At 69.9% G+C, this 13,484-nt stretch carries 9 protein-coding genes and 3 pseudogenes; 4 read left to right on the top strand and 8 right to left on the bottom strand.

Annotated features, from left to right (window positions below; genetic code table 11):
• Window positions 1–128 precede the first annotated feature (128 nt).
• The 4 genes from OG735_RS39950 (at window position 129) to OG735_RS39935 (ending at window position 5,192) form a co-directional block, all read left to right on the top strand.
• Window positions 129–1,874, top strand: a complete 1,746-nt coding sequence (locus OG735_RS39950) for an FAD-dependent monooxygenase (protein WP_442812569.1) — start codon at window positions 129–131, stop codon at window positions 1,872–1,874.
• Between the two features lie 517 nt (window positions 1,875–2,391).
• Window positions 2,392–3,492 (top strand): hypothetical protein, encoded by a 1,101-nt coding sequence (locus OG735_RS39945; RefSeq protein ID WP_327328030.1) that lies wholly within the window; start codon window positions 2,392–2,394, stop codon window positions 3,490–3,492.
• A 40-nt stretch (window positions 3,493–3,532) separates the two neighbouring features.
• A complete protein-coding gene (locus OG735_RS39940) occupies window positions 3,533–4,240 on the top strand; it encodes a transposase (protein WP_327328029.1) in 708 nt (235 codons plus the stop codon).
• A 124-nt stretch (window positions 4,241–4,364) separates the two neighbouring features.
• Window positions 4,365–5,192: an SDR family oxidoreductase gene (locus OG735_RS39935; RefSeq protein ID WP_327328028.1), complete on the top strand. Its 828-nt coding sequence runs from the start codon at window positions 4,365–4,367 to the stop codon at window positions 5,190–5,192.
• Window positions 5,193–5,543: 351 nt separating this feature from the next.
• Here OG735_RS39935 and OG735_RS39930 read toward each other — a convergent pair.
• From OG735_RS39930 to OG735_RS39895, 8 genes and pseudogenes are all read right to left on the bottom strand, one after another.
• Window positions 5,544–6,255 (bottom strand): annotated as a pseudogene (locus OG735_RS39930) (AAA family ATPase).
• Window positions 6,256–6,349: 94 nt separating this feature from the next.
• Window positions 6,350–6,592: pseudogene (locus tag OG735_RS39925) on the bottom strand (FAD-dependent monooxygenase); the annotation flags it as partial.
• Between the two features lie 271 nt (window positions 6,593–6,863).
• Window positions 6,864–7,130 (bottom strand): hypothetical protein, encoded by a 267-nt coding sequence (locus OG735_RS39920; RefSeq protein WP_327328027.1) that lies wholly within the window; start codon window positions 7,128–7,130, stop codon window positions 6,864–6,866.
• Window positions 7,131–8,163: 1,033 nt separating this feature from the next.
• Window positions 8,164–8,766, bottom strand: coding sequence for a hypothetical protein (locus OG735_RS39915; RefSeq protein WP_327328026.1), 603 nt, complete (start codon window positions 8,764–8,766; stop codon window positions 8,164–8,166).
• 313 nt (window positions 8,767–9,079) lie between these two features.
• Window positions 9,080–10,771 (bottom strand): serine/threonine-protein kinase, encoded by a 1,692-nt coding sequence (locus tag OG735_RS39910; RefSeq protein ID WP_327328025.1) that lies wholly within the window; start codon window positions 10,769–10,771, stop codon window positions 9,080–9,082.
• Between the two features lie 246 nt (window positions 10,772–11,017).
• Window positions 11,018–11,122: pseudogene (locus tag OG735_RS39905) on the bottom strand (IS5 family transposase); the annotation flags it as partial.
• 167 nt (window positions 11,123–11,289) lie between these two features.
• Entirely contained in the window at window positions 11,290–12,147 is an 858-nt protein-coding gene (locus tag OG735_RS39900; RefSeq protein WP_327328024.1) for a geranyl diphosphate 2-C-methyltransferase, read from the bottom strand.
• Between the two features lie 33 nt (window positions 12,148–12,180).
• Window positions 12,181–13,431 (bottom strand): family 2 encapsulin nanocompartment cargo protein terpene cyclase, encoded by a 1,251-nt coding sequence (locus tag OG735_RS39895; RefSeq protein WP_442812568.1) that lies wholly within the window; start codon window positions 13,429–13,431, stop codon window positions 12,181–12,183.
• Between the last annotated feature and the right edge of the window lie 53 nt (window positions 13,432–13,484).

Here is a 13,484-nt window from a genome sequence, read left to right as displayed (position 1 = left end):
CATGACCTGCGCGAATGCGGGTGCGTCCCGGCCCCCGTCACTACGCCGCCCGCTGACGGCCCGCGCCGCGGGCACCCGCGCCCCGGGCCTCGGTGCCCGGCTCGCCGCCCGCGCCCCGCCGGGCCACCATGAAGTACGGGACCGGCCCGGGGGCCAGGCACTGGGAGGCACCCGTGGCGCACACCCAAGCAACCGACGTACTGATCGCGGGCGCCGGCCCGGTCGGACTGAGCGCGGCCGCCGAACTCCGCCGCCGCGGGGTGCGCTGCCGTCTCGTCGATCGGCTGCCGGCCCGCCTCCCCTACGCCAAGGCGGTCGGCATCCAGCCGCGCACCCTGGAGATCTGGGACCGGATGGGCCTGGCCCGCAGCTTTCTGGAAGCCGCCATTCCGCTGCGCGGCCAGCTGATCTACGTCAACGGCCGGGAGCAGGCGCGGATCGACCTCGCACTGCCGCCCGAGGTGCCCTACGGATTCGCCGCGCTGCCGCAGTACGAGACCGAGCGCCTCCTGGAGGAATACGTCGCGAGCTTGGGCACGGCCATCGAACGCGACACCGAGCTGCTGTCGTTCAACCAGGACACGGACGGGGTCACCGCCCGGCTGGGCACCGCCTCCGGCGCCGTCGAGGAGGTCCGTGCTCGCTACCTGATCGGCTGCGACGGCGCGCACAGCATCGTCCGCAAGGGGCTGGGACTCGGCTTCGAGGGCGGGGCCCTCCCCGAGGGGTACATGCTGGCCGACGTCGAGGCCGACTGGGACCTGCCACACGGATACGGCATACGCTCCAGCCACCGGGCCGACGACGGCTCCACCGACGACCTGCTGGTCTGCATCCCGCTGCCCGGCGCAAGCCGCTACCGCATGTCGATGCTGGTCCCGCCCGAGCTCTCCACCCGGACGACAAACCGGCCGCCCGCGCGGGGCGACGGCGTAGCGCACGGCCTGGAGGGCTGCCGCGCCCCGGAGTTGTTCCACATCCAGGCCGTCGTCGACCGCCTGGCCCCCAGGCCGGCCGCCCTCTCCCGAATGCGCTGGTCCTCCGTCTTCCGCATCAGCCACCGGATCGTCGACCGCTACGCCGACGGCCGGGTCTTCGTCGCGGGCGACGCCGCCCACATCCACCCGCCCACCGGCGCCCAGGGCATGAACACCGGAATCCAGGACGCCTGCAACCTGGCCTGGAAACTCGCCCTCGTCGTCCACGGGAAGGCCGGGCCCGCCCTGCTCGCCAGCTACGACGCCGAACGCCGCCCGATCGGCGAAGAGGTCGTCGGCCGGACCGTCCGGCACGCCACCCACGGCATCGAGACCGACCCCGGCGACCCGCGGACCCTGATGCTCCGCGAGGCCCAACTGCTCGTCGGCTACCGGGGCGGCCCGCTTGCCGGCAGCCCGTCCGGGCCCGCTGACGCGCCCCAGCCCGGCGACCGGGCCCCGGACTGCGCCGGCCTGACCGCCCCCGTCGCCACCTACCCGCTGCGCCTGCTCGACATCCTGCGCGGCCGCACGGGGCACGTGCTGCTTCTGTACGCGGCCGACACCGCCGACCTGGCCGAGGCCGCCGACGCGGCTGGGGCCGCCTGGGTGCCGCGAGTGCGCGGCGGCAGCCCGGGCACCTCCGACGGCCCGGACCCCGGGACCGGCCTGCTTGCCATCGCCGTCCTCCCCCGCGAAGCCGCACCAACCGCCCCCGGCACCCTGGCCGTCCCCGGATACCGCGACGCGGCCGGGGAGTTCGCCCGGCTCTTCCGCCCCGACGGCCCGACCGGCTTCGTCGTCCGCCCGGACGGGCAGCTCGGTGCCCGCTTCCCACTCGCCGGCACCGCGGCGGCCCTGTCCGCCTACCTCGCGGCCCTGTCCGCGCCGACGTGAACACCGCGGTCGGCCACGCCGAAGGTCGCCGCGGCAGCCGGCCGCTACTGCGCCGCCGCCCGCGGCTGAACGCAGAAGCCCTCCGGCGCACGAACGGGCCCGGTAGGCAGCCCCGACTCAGCAGGCCCTGACCGTTAAATGGCGCGAATGGGTAAAAGGGCTACGAGTTGCGACTGAGCGCTCCAGTTGGTTCTGACCGCTCTTCCGTGATGCCTACGGCTGAAGGAGGACGCGGGCTCTGAGCAGTGCGAATGAGGCTCGCCCGTACATTTGCCGCTTGATCGTTTTGATTCTGGCAGGGACCGCGCTGCCCTCCCGGATGGCCATCATGTAGCGGTTCGCAACGTGGTATCCACCGGTGTAGCAGAGGGCGGTAAGAACCCTTCAGTTGGCCAGTTGAGAAAGGGTGGCGCGCCCACACCGTCCGCCCAGCCGGCCTCGCTGTCAGCGCTCTGTGTGATGATGCGGACGCGTCCCAGGGGAGGGCCGCGGTCTACTGATTGCCAGGGGGTTGGGGATGGGTGCCGGTACGGAGCCGGACGGTTCGTCCAGGTCCGACGAGGAGTGGGAGCGGTTTCTGCGCGAGTCGGTGGCGGGTGCCGCCGACGCGCCCAAGGAGCCGTCGGCGCGGGCCCGCGACGTGGCAAAGCGCCTGCGCGCGGAGCCCGGCCGCGGCCTGGAGGGCTGGCGCAGCTACACGCCCGCGCGGCCCAAGCGGCGCACGGGCTGGTACGTGGTCGGACTGCTGGCCTCGCTGGTGCTGCTCGTGGTGGCGCTCGCGCCGGGGCGGATAGTGAACCTGTTCGCCGGCGACGACCCTGACTCCCCGCCCCTGGCGGCCGAGACCGCCCGCCCAACCCAGGCACCCCCGGCTGAGGCGGCCCAACGCCCCACCATGGACGAGCCGTTCCGCGGTTCGCCGGCGGCGAGCTGGGCGAGCGGAGCGGCGGGGATCACCGTGCCGAAGGCCGTGGCGGTCGGCTGGATGAGCGCGGCCGAGGTCGAGCGGGCCCTCGCCCGCAGCCGGGACTTCCTCGTCGCGTCCGGCCTGGACCGCGGGGTGCTGCGGGGCGAGCGCCCCGAGAAGGCGATTGCACTGATCAACCCGCACCAGAAGGACGTCCAAGACCTTCTGAAAACCGCTTTCCAAACCCCGAGCGAGAAGAACGACCCCCTCCTCCTCTTCAGCCGCTTCCAGCCCTCCCGCACCCACCTGGTCGGCGACGTCGTGAAGACCCGGGGCCGGCTCACCTACCGGGAGGGGGAGCGCGGCGCGCTCGAGGTGACCGCCGACGTCACCTTCGTCTACCCGGTCACCCGCGCGGAAGCGGGCGGCGACGACGAAGTCGTGCGCACGATCGTCCGGCGCGAGCTGGTCCTGAGCTGGGACGACCCTGACAAGGTGATCACCGAGCCGGGCACGTTCTCGATCGTCTCGTACAAGTACGACATGACCAACGGCGGCTGCGGCGCCCCCACGGGCTACTTCACCCCGCCCTTCGGCACGGACCGCCGGGCAGACGAGGCCGGCACGGAGGTCGACCCGTACGACCGCAGCGCACCGGTCGGGCGGGGCGAGTCCTCTGGGGACGAGTGCGGGAGGGCGACGCGGTCCTAGCGGGCGTTACTCGGTGGCGGCCACCCCAATCCCGAGGGCGATGAACATCCAGCTCGCCGACACCGGCTTGTCGCTTAGCGCCATCGGCCGCCGTCTGCAGTTGGACCGCAAGACGGTCCGGCGCTACCGGAACAAGGACCTGGCAGGGCTTCTCGCCTCGGCGCAGGACCGCGGCCACGCTGTCCTCGACCCGTTCATCGAGCACGTGCAGCACCGCTTCCAGGCGGGCTGTACCAGTTCGATGCAGCTCTATCGCGAGTTGCTCGCCCTCGGCTACACCGGTGGATACCACGTTGTGAACCGCTACGTGACGGCCATCCGGGAGGGCATCGCGGTCCCTGCCCGCTCGGTGACTCCCGGCCCTCGCGACATCACCTCATGGATCATGCGCCCCCAGGAGACACTCAACACCTCCGACGTTGCCCAGCTGGAAGCTGCTCGGAGTGCCTGCCCGGAGATCGCCTTGGCCTGTGACGTCGCGCGGGAGTTCACGGACATGCTCCGCCAACGCCAGGGCCACCTACTGCGGGACTGGATTCAGATGGCCGAGCTGGGCGGCCCGGATGCCATCGGCATCTTCGCCGACTCCATCCGCCAGGACCTCTACGCCGTCACCGCCGGCCTCACCCTGCCCTACAGCTCCGGCATCGTCGAAGGGCGCGTCAACAGAATCAAAACGATCAAGCGGCAAATGTACGGGCGAGCCTCATTCGCACTGCTCAGAGCCCGCGTCCTCCTTCAGCCGTAGGCATCACGGAAGAGCGGTCAGAACCCTTCAGGCCCTTTAGCGCTTGATGTGGCCCCGCTGAGCGTCGGAGCTGACCCGGTAGCCGGATGACGTAACGAAACGCGGGGCCCTAACGTGGCGGATCATGAACATCCTGATCGTAGGCGGCAGTGGCTTCCTGGGCCGCGAGTTGGCTCAGCAGGCACTGGCAACCGGACACGCCGTGACAGCGACCTTCGCAACTCGCGCCGGCGACATCCCCGGGATCCACTGGCTGCCCATGGACCTACGTCGCAGCGAGGAGATCACACTGGCGCTCAGGGAGACCCAGCCGGGCGTTGTCATCAATGCGGCGTACCGCAAGGCCGACTGGGCAACCACAGCCGACGGCGCCATTTGCCTTGCGATGGCCGCCACGCAGCACGGAGCCCGGCTGGTGCATGTGTCCAGTGACGCCGTCTTCTCCGGCGCCGACGTCCGCTACGACGAATCCGCCACGCCGGATCCGATCACCCCATACGGGGCTGCGAAGGCTGCGGCCGAAACGGCGATCCGCCTGTTCGCCCCGACCGCCGTCATCGCTCGCACCTCGCTGATCATCGGCGGCGGTGGCTCCGTGCACGAGACATTCATCCACGATCTGGCCACCGGGCGACGAAGTGGCGTGCTGTTCACCGATGACATCCGGTGTCCCGTACATGTCGCAGACCTCGCCCTGGCCATTCTTGAGCTGACCGTCTCCGATGTCGCAGGCGTGTGCCACCTAGCAGGATCAGATGCAGTCAGTCGTCATGAGCTCGGTGTCCTGATCGCCGGCCGCGATGAACTGGACGCCTCGATGCTGACCGCCGGTCGCCGCGCCGATGCTGATTCCCCGGGAGCGCTGGACGTCCGCTTGGACAGCACTCGGACGCAACGCACATTGCGTACCAACCTGCGAGGCGCCCGCGACTTCCTACGTCGCAAGCGCTGACTCGTACCTCTGTCCACGCCCTCCAGGTCAGACGCATGTCCGTCATTCTGCGGGCCAACTCCGACGCTCAGCGGGGCTGACTCAACCGCTAAAGGGCGCCGGCTGTCACACGAGTTGTGGCTGAGCGTCACAGCTGGCGGCTGAGTGCTTCCGTTGGTTGTGGCCGCTGTTACGTGTTGGCTGATCTCCATGTCCACAAGCTCGGGGGCGAAGAGGTCCACAACGGGTGCGTTGAAGGACCAGTCGTCCGGGCTGCTGCTGGGGTCGGGTCCGTCTGGGACCAACTCGTGGGTCGCGGCGTCCGACGCCCCCACCCGGGATGGGTAGTCCGGTCGTAGCTGAGGGCGCCGCCTACGGCTCCACGATGTGCCGCAGGTAGGCGTGCGGGTCGGCGAGATAGCGGCGCCAGTGGTCCACGACACCGAGCTCCCGCCAGCCGACCCTCCGCATGCCGTGCTCGCCGACCTCGATGATGTCCGCGCCCGGCAGGGCGGTCAGCAGCGGGGAGTGCGTGGCACAGATGACCTGGCCGCCCTTCTTTCGCCAACCGGTCGATGTGCCCGATCAGTTCGAGGCACGAAGAGAACGAGAGCGCCGCCTCCGGCTCGTCCAGGACATAGAGCCCGGCCTGGAGGAACTTTCCGCGGAACGCCGCGAGGAAGCCCTCACCATGGCTGACCGAGTCCGGCGAAAACCCCTCCCCGCCCAGAGCGTCCAGCGCGGTCTCGGCCCGCAGGAAGAAGCCCTTGCGGGCCGACCAGCTGGTTACCATACGACGCCCGCGCGCGGCCGCGTCGAACCTCATCCGTTCGCCGAGCACCGACTTGCCACGCGAGGAGGTGTAGCGCCAGTCGTGGGAGCCGCCGTAGGAGTCCAGACCGAACCCTTCCGCCAGCGCCTCGACCAAAGTCGACTTCCCCGAGCCGTTCTCACCGACCAGAAAGGTCACCGGCTCGGTGAAGCGCAGCCCTTGGTCAAGCAGCTGCCGGACGCAGGGCACCGACCAAGGCCAGGCGTTTTCGTCGTACGAGGAGAAATGGGCATACGCGCGTTCGACAATCACCCGACCAGTGTCGCCCATGACTCAGAAGACGTACGGCGCTGCTCCCCGGCGGCCGAGCCGGCAGTCGATCACCGAACTGTTCGGCCCCCCGTCGACGCCCTCCCGGCCTGACCCCGGGCCCGCGATGCGCGGGCTGTGCCGCCACGCGTACCGCTTCGCCGACGCCGATGGCGTCAAGGGCGCGAATGCCGTTGGCGTGCAGAGAGATACCCGCGCCCGCGTCGTCGAGGACAAGGACGCGTTCGATGACGGTCACTTGCCAGCCGATCAGGCGCAGGCCGATCGCCGCGGCCAGCCCACCGATGCCTCCGCCGGCAACCACCGCACTGCTGGCCATGCCAGGTCCCTTTCTTCCGACGCCCCCGCCACGATCTTCTACAGGTGTAGAGGCGGCGGATGCGGGCGTCGGCCGACTCCTCCGCCCGAGCGGCCTTGAGGGCCGGGATGAGCGGGTTCTTCTTCCGTGCCGATGGCCGGACTCGAGGTTGTCGGCATCGTCCCGGCGGTCGCGTTCGTTCTTGTGGCACAGGTGACGCCTGCCGACGCCGGGACGGGACGCCGGTGCCGCTCGGCGCGTCAGCCCCTGGGACCGCAAGCCCTCGGACAGGTCAGCGGATGTCGCCCCGCCAATCCCAATGCCTCACGTCATCGGCGCGTGGCCCGTACGTCGCGCGCCCGCCGGGACCGAAGGCACTGATTTCGGTGGGAAGAGCAGCGCCGGCGGCCAGTTCGGCCGCGCTCCATCCGGTCACATCCAGCAGCAGCCCGTCCAGCGGTCCACCCACCAGCTCCCGGTAGACGTGGCCCGGCTGGGGACCCGGATCGGGGTCCTCATGGTCCGCCCCGTACACCCGGCCCCGCATCAACTCGTCCATGCCCACCATCATCCCGACCACCACTGACAACAGGCCGCCCGGGAAGGCTCCCGCTCCAGGGCACGCGAGGTGCCGGTGCAGCCGGTGCTGGCACAGTGCCGGTATCCGCGGTACAGCGCTCTGGCCGCGGGCATCCACACCTTGCGGTTCCACGCTGCCGGTCGAGGTGCGCGTGGAGTGTTCCGCGTGGCAGACGGCTGACCGGCACCGTCAGACGGGACGGCCGTCGGGTCGGCCGTCGGGTCGGCGACTCACCGTGCGGGATTCCAACTCGTGGACGCCGACAGGTGCTGACGTCGGCGCGGCGGGGAAGTCATCATGTTGACGACATCACCCTGTGACCTCCTCGAACGGACGGCTGCGCGTGAGCACTACCCCCACTGAGACCCCTACCGGGCGTATGCAGGGCCGGACCTGGACGGTACGGCTGACCGGCCATGCCGACCGGACGGCCACCGTGTCCTGCTCGACGGGTGCCTGCACCATGCCTGCACGGTCACGGGACGTGGCCGGGCTGCGCCGGTTCGCCGCCCTGCACGCGGCCTCGCACGCCAAGGCCGCGAGGGTACGGGCCTACGCATCGTGTCAGTGCCGCGCGGCGGAGTGTGCCGCCCACGAGGGCATGCGGGTCCACTGCTCGGGCGGAACGGTGCTGGTACTGCGACATGATCCGGCCGTGGGCCGCGTGTGGCACCTCGCTGAAGTGTGCACCGTGTGTGCGCCGTTGATGACCCACACGCGCGTCGTCGGCCTCCCCGCCCCCACGGCCCGCCCGGCCGCACCAGAATCGTTGAAGCGGCCCGAGCGGGCCGGGCAGCGTGTTCCGTCGCCCGCCGCACCGGCTGCTGTGGCGGTCGGGTTCTCCTCCCCCACCCCCGCCGGCGGGGACGATGACCCGCGTCGTGCCCCTGGTCAGGCCCGGCGCGCCCAGCGGCGCTCTCCCCGCGGCGGGCAGCGGCGTTGACACCCCGGGCCCGGCGGTGAGCTGCCGCCTGCAGGGCCCCGATGCCCTTGCGAGAGCGGGAGCCTGAGATCAGGAGGCAGCTGCGGTGGTCTCCTCGGCGGGCCCAGGCGCAGTCTCGGTCTTGATGGCCGTGTAGTAAACGGTCGAGCCCTGCTTGGCCCGATCGACCCGGCTGCGGGCCACCAGACGCTCGGTGGTGGTGCGCACGAGGTTGTCGCTGATGTTGCGGGTCGGGTGCGTCTCGGCGAGTGCTGTGGCGATCTCGCGTGCAGTACGCGGCTCGCTCTGGCCGCTGAGGTGCTGGTGGATCAGGTCGGTGAGCGGCGGCACCGTGTCCGCGGGCTTCTGTACGGCCGTCTTCGCCGCGGACTTCTTCGCGGCGGACTTCGTGGCCGCTGCGGCGGTCTTCGTCACGGTCGTCTTCTTGGCCGGTGTGGTTCCGGCCGTCTTCCTGCCGCGGCGGGGTGCGGGCACGGCGGCTGCGGTCTCGTCGCCCAGGGCTGCGCTCATGCTCTCCAGAAGAGCGTGATCGGACTCCAGGGTGGCCAGTTGGCCCTGCAGTGTTTCGATCTCCGCGCGGATGCGCTCCTGTTCCGAACGGTTCCTCTCCAGGTCGGCGCGTACCTTGTCGGCGTACTCGGTTTTGAGGGTGGTGTTCTCCTGTGTGGGCATGAGGGGCTCCTGATGTGTGCGTGGGGATGTTGGGGACGGACTCTACTCACCTGTCGTGAGGAATGTGTGGGGGCAACCCCACAGAATTCTCCGACGCCCGGAATGGCACACCGAAGAGTGATCCACTTGAACTATCCGCACGAAGTCGGAACTCGGGTTCGGCAGCGCGAGATTGCTGAGCTTCGGCCTGTTGCCCCGCATCAAGCGGGTCAACAAGGGAAGTTGTACCGGCCGGTGGCCGGGCGAGGACGTAACTCCCGGGGCCTGGGCCGCGTTTGGTCGGACACTCCGCCTGCGCGTAGCCGACGGCGGGTCAGCTCTCGGCCGGCATCACCCGCGTCACCTTGCCCTTGAGATCGGCGTCCAGGTAGCCGCTGGCGTAGTCGTCGGTGAGGTAGACCGCCAGGCCGAGAGGGGTGTGGAAGGTTTCGTCGGCGGGCCGGACGACGAGGTAGCGCATGGTCGGCTTCTTCACGTTCAGGTCCTTCTCCGCCCTTCTCAGCAGGGCGGGGACGACGTCCCAGTCGAAACCGTCCAGGCTGAACGGGCGGTCGCCGCCCGACAGCGTGCTGCTGATGATGCCCTTCACCACTCCCTCGCCGACGCGGTAGGTGTAGCTGTCGTACCGCGTGTTGCTGCCCTTGACCATGATGTCCACGGACACGTACTCCGGGTAGACGGTGAGGTCGGACGCACGGTCGGTGCCCGTCGCGGCCTTGATCTCCTTGATCGCCGTCCGGATGCCGTCCGGTGTCAGCAGATCGTTCTTCGCGACGGAGTTCGAGGGTGTGGAAGTGGGCGTGGGCGTGGGAGTCGGTGTCGGAGTCCGCGATCCGGTGACGGAACCACCTGGTGCGTTCGACGCCGTGTCGCCACCCTGCTTGTTGCCGTCCGGCAACAGGGCCCACACCAGGACGCCGATCAGTACGGTGCCTACGACGGACGTCGCGACCGCGATCCGGTGCTTCCCACGGTTCGGCCGGGGCGGAGTCTGCCGCGTCGGGCCCGCTGGGTAGGGAGTCGGCGGCCCTATCGGTCCCGGCACGGCGTGCTGCGGAGTCGGCTGTCCGAAGCCTGCCGGTACGGACGGCCCGGTCACCTCTCCCAGCGGAGGCGTCAGCCGGTACGACGTGGGCTCGCCGGTCCCCCTCGGAGCGCTCGGGCCGCCCTCCACGGCAGCCGCGAGCATCCGGTCGACGATATCCGGGTCCGGCCGCGCGGCCGGGTCCTTCACGAGTACGGCGGCCAGCACCCCGGTCAGGGGCCCCGCCCGGCGAGGCGGCGGAAGCTCCTCGCGGAGGACGGCCGCCAGCGTCGCCAGCGTTGTCGCCCTGCGCAGCGGATTGTTCCCCTCGACGGCGACGTACAGCATCATCGCCAGCGACCACAGGTCGGAGGCGGGCCCACCGTCGTCGCCGGAGATCCGCTCGGGGGCCATGTAGTCGGGCGTTCCAATGATGGACCCGGTCGCGGTCAGAACGGTCGTCTCCCTGATCGCGGCGATGCCGAAGTCGGTGAGCACTGGGCGGCCGTCCGGTCGCAGCAGCACGTTCGCGGGCTTGACGTCCCGGTGCTGGATCCCGACGTCGTGCGCGGCCCGCAACGCGGCCAGCACCTCTCGCCCGAGCCGGGCGGCCTCGACGGGCGCCATCGGCCCCTTGTCCAGCCGGTCCTGGAGCGATCCGCCGGTCACCAGTTCCATGACGAGCCACGGGTAGGCGAGCCCACCGTCGTCCACCACATGGTGGATAGTCACCACGTTGGGATGGTCCACTCGGGCGAGCGCCCGCGCCTCCCGCAGTACCCGGGCCCGCAGCATCGCCGCCGCCTCCGGGTCGTACTCCGCAAGCCCCGGATCGGACGGCCGCACCTCCTTGAGTGCCACGGCCCGGTCCAGCACCAGATCACGCGCCCGCCACACCATCCCCATACCGCCGCCACCGAGCCGCGCCTCCAGCTCGAAGCGTCCATCGATGACCCGTCTGCCGGATTCCCCGTCGCTCATGGCCGGGAGCCTACGAGACGCCGGTGACACCCTGCAGACCGGGCACCAATCATCGGCCGCCGGCAGCATCTGCCCATGGCGCACACCAGAGTCACCCGACGCCATCGGCTGCGCGCTGCCAAGGGTCGGCAGCGGCTCGGACTACGGCGAAGGCAGGCGAGGCTCCCTGGCCCCCGGCAGGCCACCAGCCGCCACAACCACCCAGAACAACCACAAACCCCGGCGAAAACCAAGACCACACACGCCGAGGCCCCTGCCGCTACGCTCGGCACGCCAGGCGGACAGAACCGGCTCGATCAACTCCCGGCGGGCATCGGACAGATCACTGGGACATCTGCGATGTCCGGGCATGTTCGAGCAGTACCGGAGAGCCTCGCGGCAGTGCAGGGCGCAAACAGCGGTCTATGGGAGCGTCTTGGGATCAGACAGGAGCGAGCACTCATGGGCTGGTGTGAACAGGCTCTCCCCTGGGGGCCGGCTGAGGTGCTGGGGCCAGGCGGCTCGGTGGCCGGCGCGGTTCAGACCTTGTCTGCTGCGACCAGCAGATACTGGAAACTGCCGTCCTTGTAGGCGTCCAGGAAGGCCTTCTCGATTCCCGTGGCCAGGGGTGACTTGGCGCGCAGTTCCCAATAGGGAATGGTGGCCGCGGTGAGGTCAATGACGCTGACGGGGACGAGGCGGTTGGCGGCCATTTCCTTGAAGTAGCTGCTGCGGGGATGAATGCTGCAGATGTAGTGGGCGTTGATCTCGCTGACGGCCCGGGACGGCAGTCCGTAGGCGTCGTTGTAGCAGCCGGTGATAGTGACGTAGCGACCGCCGTGCTTGAGGAGCCTGGCGTATTCGGGGAACAAGAGGGCCAGGTCCACGTACATGGTGCTCTCGTTGTTCCAGATAGCCTGGAAACTGTCGCTCTCGAAGCCGCTGTGGAGCATGTTCTTGAGGTGGAAGCGGACCTTGCCCTCTACGCCGCGTTCCTTGGCCTGGCCGTTGGCAAAGGCGACCTGGGTTTCGGAGATGGAGACGCCGTCGACGCGACAGCCGAAGCGACTGTGGGCGACGAAGCTGCTGCCGCCGCGGCCCGAACCGGAATCCATGAGGCGGTCCGCAGGGGTGATGTCGCCGAGGTGGGTCATCAGCAGGTCGGCCTGGGCGCATTCCAGGCGATGGAGCTCGGCCGTGAGGCGTTCCTGACGGGTTTCCTCGGGGCCCTCGATGACGGACCAGTCCACGTCGCCGATGCCGTAGTGGTGGTGGTAGATGCCGTCGACCTCGCCCAGGCGGAGGTTGACGGGGTTCCTCTCCTGGTTCCAGTAGTTGGCGACGGACTTCTGGTAGAGGCTGCGCAGGGGATGGGTGGTGGTGTCCTGGACGGTCATGGACTTCTCCTTTTTGCGCGTTTCGATACGGGTTCAGTTCGCGTGCTGGTAACGGGCGCTGGTGGCGTGCCACTGTTTGCTGCCGCCCATCCACGCCCACAGACCGGCCAGGTAGCGGCGCAGTTGGGGGGAGCCGGCCGCTGCCAGGACGGCGCAGTCGGCCTGGACGGTGTGCATGAGTTCGTCATGGATGGCTGCCGTGCGGTCTACGGCTTCTTGGAGGGAGCAGTCATCCTCGGCGGCGATGAGGTTGGGCAGGTTGGTGTCTCCGGGGTCTTCCTTGGCCATCGAGTAGAGGTCGTTGAGCAGGACGTTGGCCATGCCTGCGTAAAGGTAGGTGCGGCGCACGGTGGGGTCGGCGAACTCGTGGGCGGGCAGTTCGTAGCCGCCGACCGGGTCGATCAGCACCATGCAGGGGTAGAAGGCGTTTTCGTAGCGGTGCAGGAGGTACTCCCACACCGCGGGCTTGCGCCCACTGCTGCGCCATTCGGCTTCCTGCCCGTATCCGACGAACATGACGGCGAGTTCGTGGCGCAGACGTGCCACTTGGGTGGTGCTGGCGATCTGGGACAGGTGGGCGAGGCTGGACCGGAAGGCGCGCAGGACGGGCTGCCGGTGAACGAGTTCTTCGAACTGCGCGAGGTAGCGGGCAGGGAGGCGGACGGGGTCGACCACCGCGTGGGCCATCGCGAGGCGGGCGCCCAGGAGCTCCGGTTCTGTGTCGTCGCCCTCGTCGACCCAGTGGTCGTCCACGGACCATTCCGCGAGCCCGCAGCGGGCCGCCGCCAGCAGGCGGTCGGGGTCGTCGCAGTCGGGATGCGCGAGCATGAACAGGCGCCCGAACTGATGCGAGCGCAGGCGTTCGAGGCGGCCGGTGAAGATGCCGATCTCCGCGGCCCAGTCGACCAGACGGTTGTTGACCTCCTCCCCGAGGGCGGGGTCATCACGCACCGCGTCGGGGCAGTACAGGGGCGGGATCCGCACAGCCGTGTCCTGGCCGCCCGAGGGGTCTTGCGTTGCGGACGGTGGGACCTCGTCCTGTCGGGCGGACTGCGCCACTTGCGACGCCGTGGACGGGGTGCGGGATCGGATGGCGCGGGCGGCAGCCGTGCCCGGCCCGGCGGGGCCGGCCAGCAGGCGCTCAAGCGCGACGTGCGAGGGCGGGGCCGGTAGGGCCTGCGCGGTCGTACGGGGTGTCGGGGCCGTGGGGAGGACTGGTGGGTGAGTGGCCGGCGGCCCGTCCCATGTCCACGGGGGGACGCCGACGCCACTGGTTCGGGTCATACGAGGAGTGCCTTTCGGATGGGGCGGGTGGGCGCGCCTGCTGGCGTGCGGGG

It is taken from the genome of Streptomyces sp. NBC_01210, assembly GCF_036010325.1.
GTDB lineage: Bacteria > Actinomycetota > Actinomycetes > Streptomycetales > Streptomycetaceae > Streptomyces.
The sequence above is the reverse complement of the archived record's forward strand: the minus strand, read 5'-3'. Positions and strand labels throughout refer to the sequence as shown.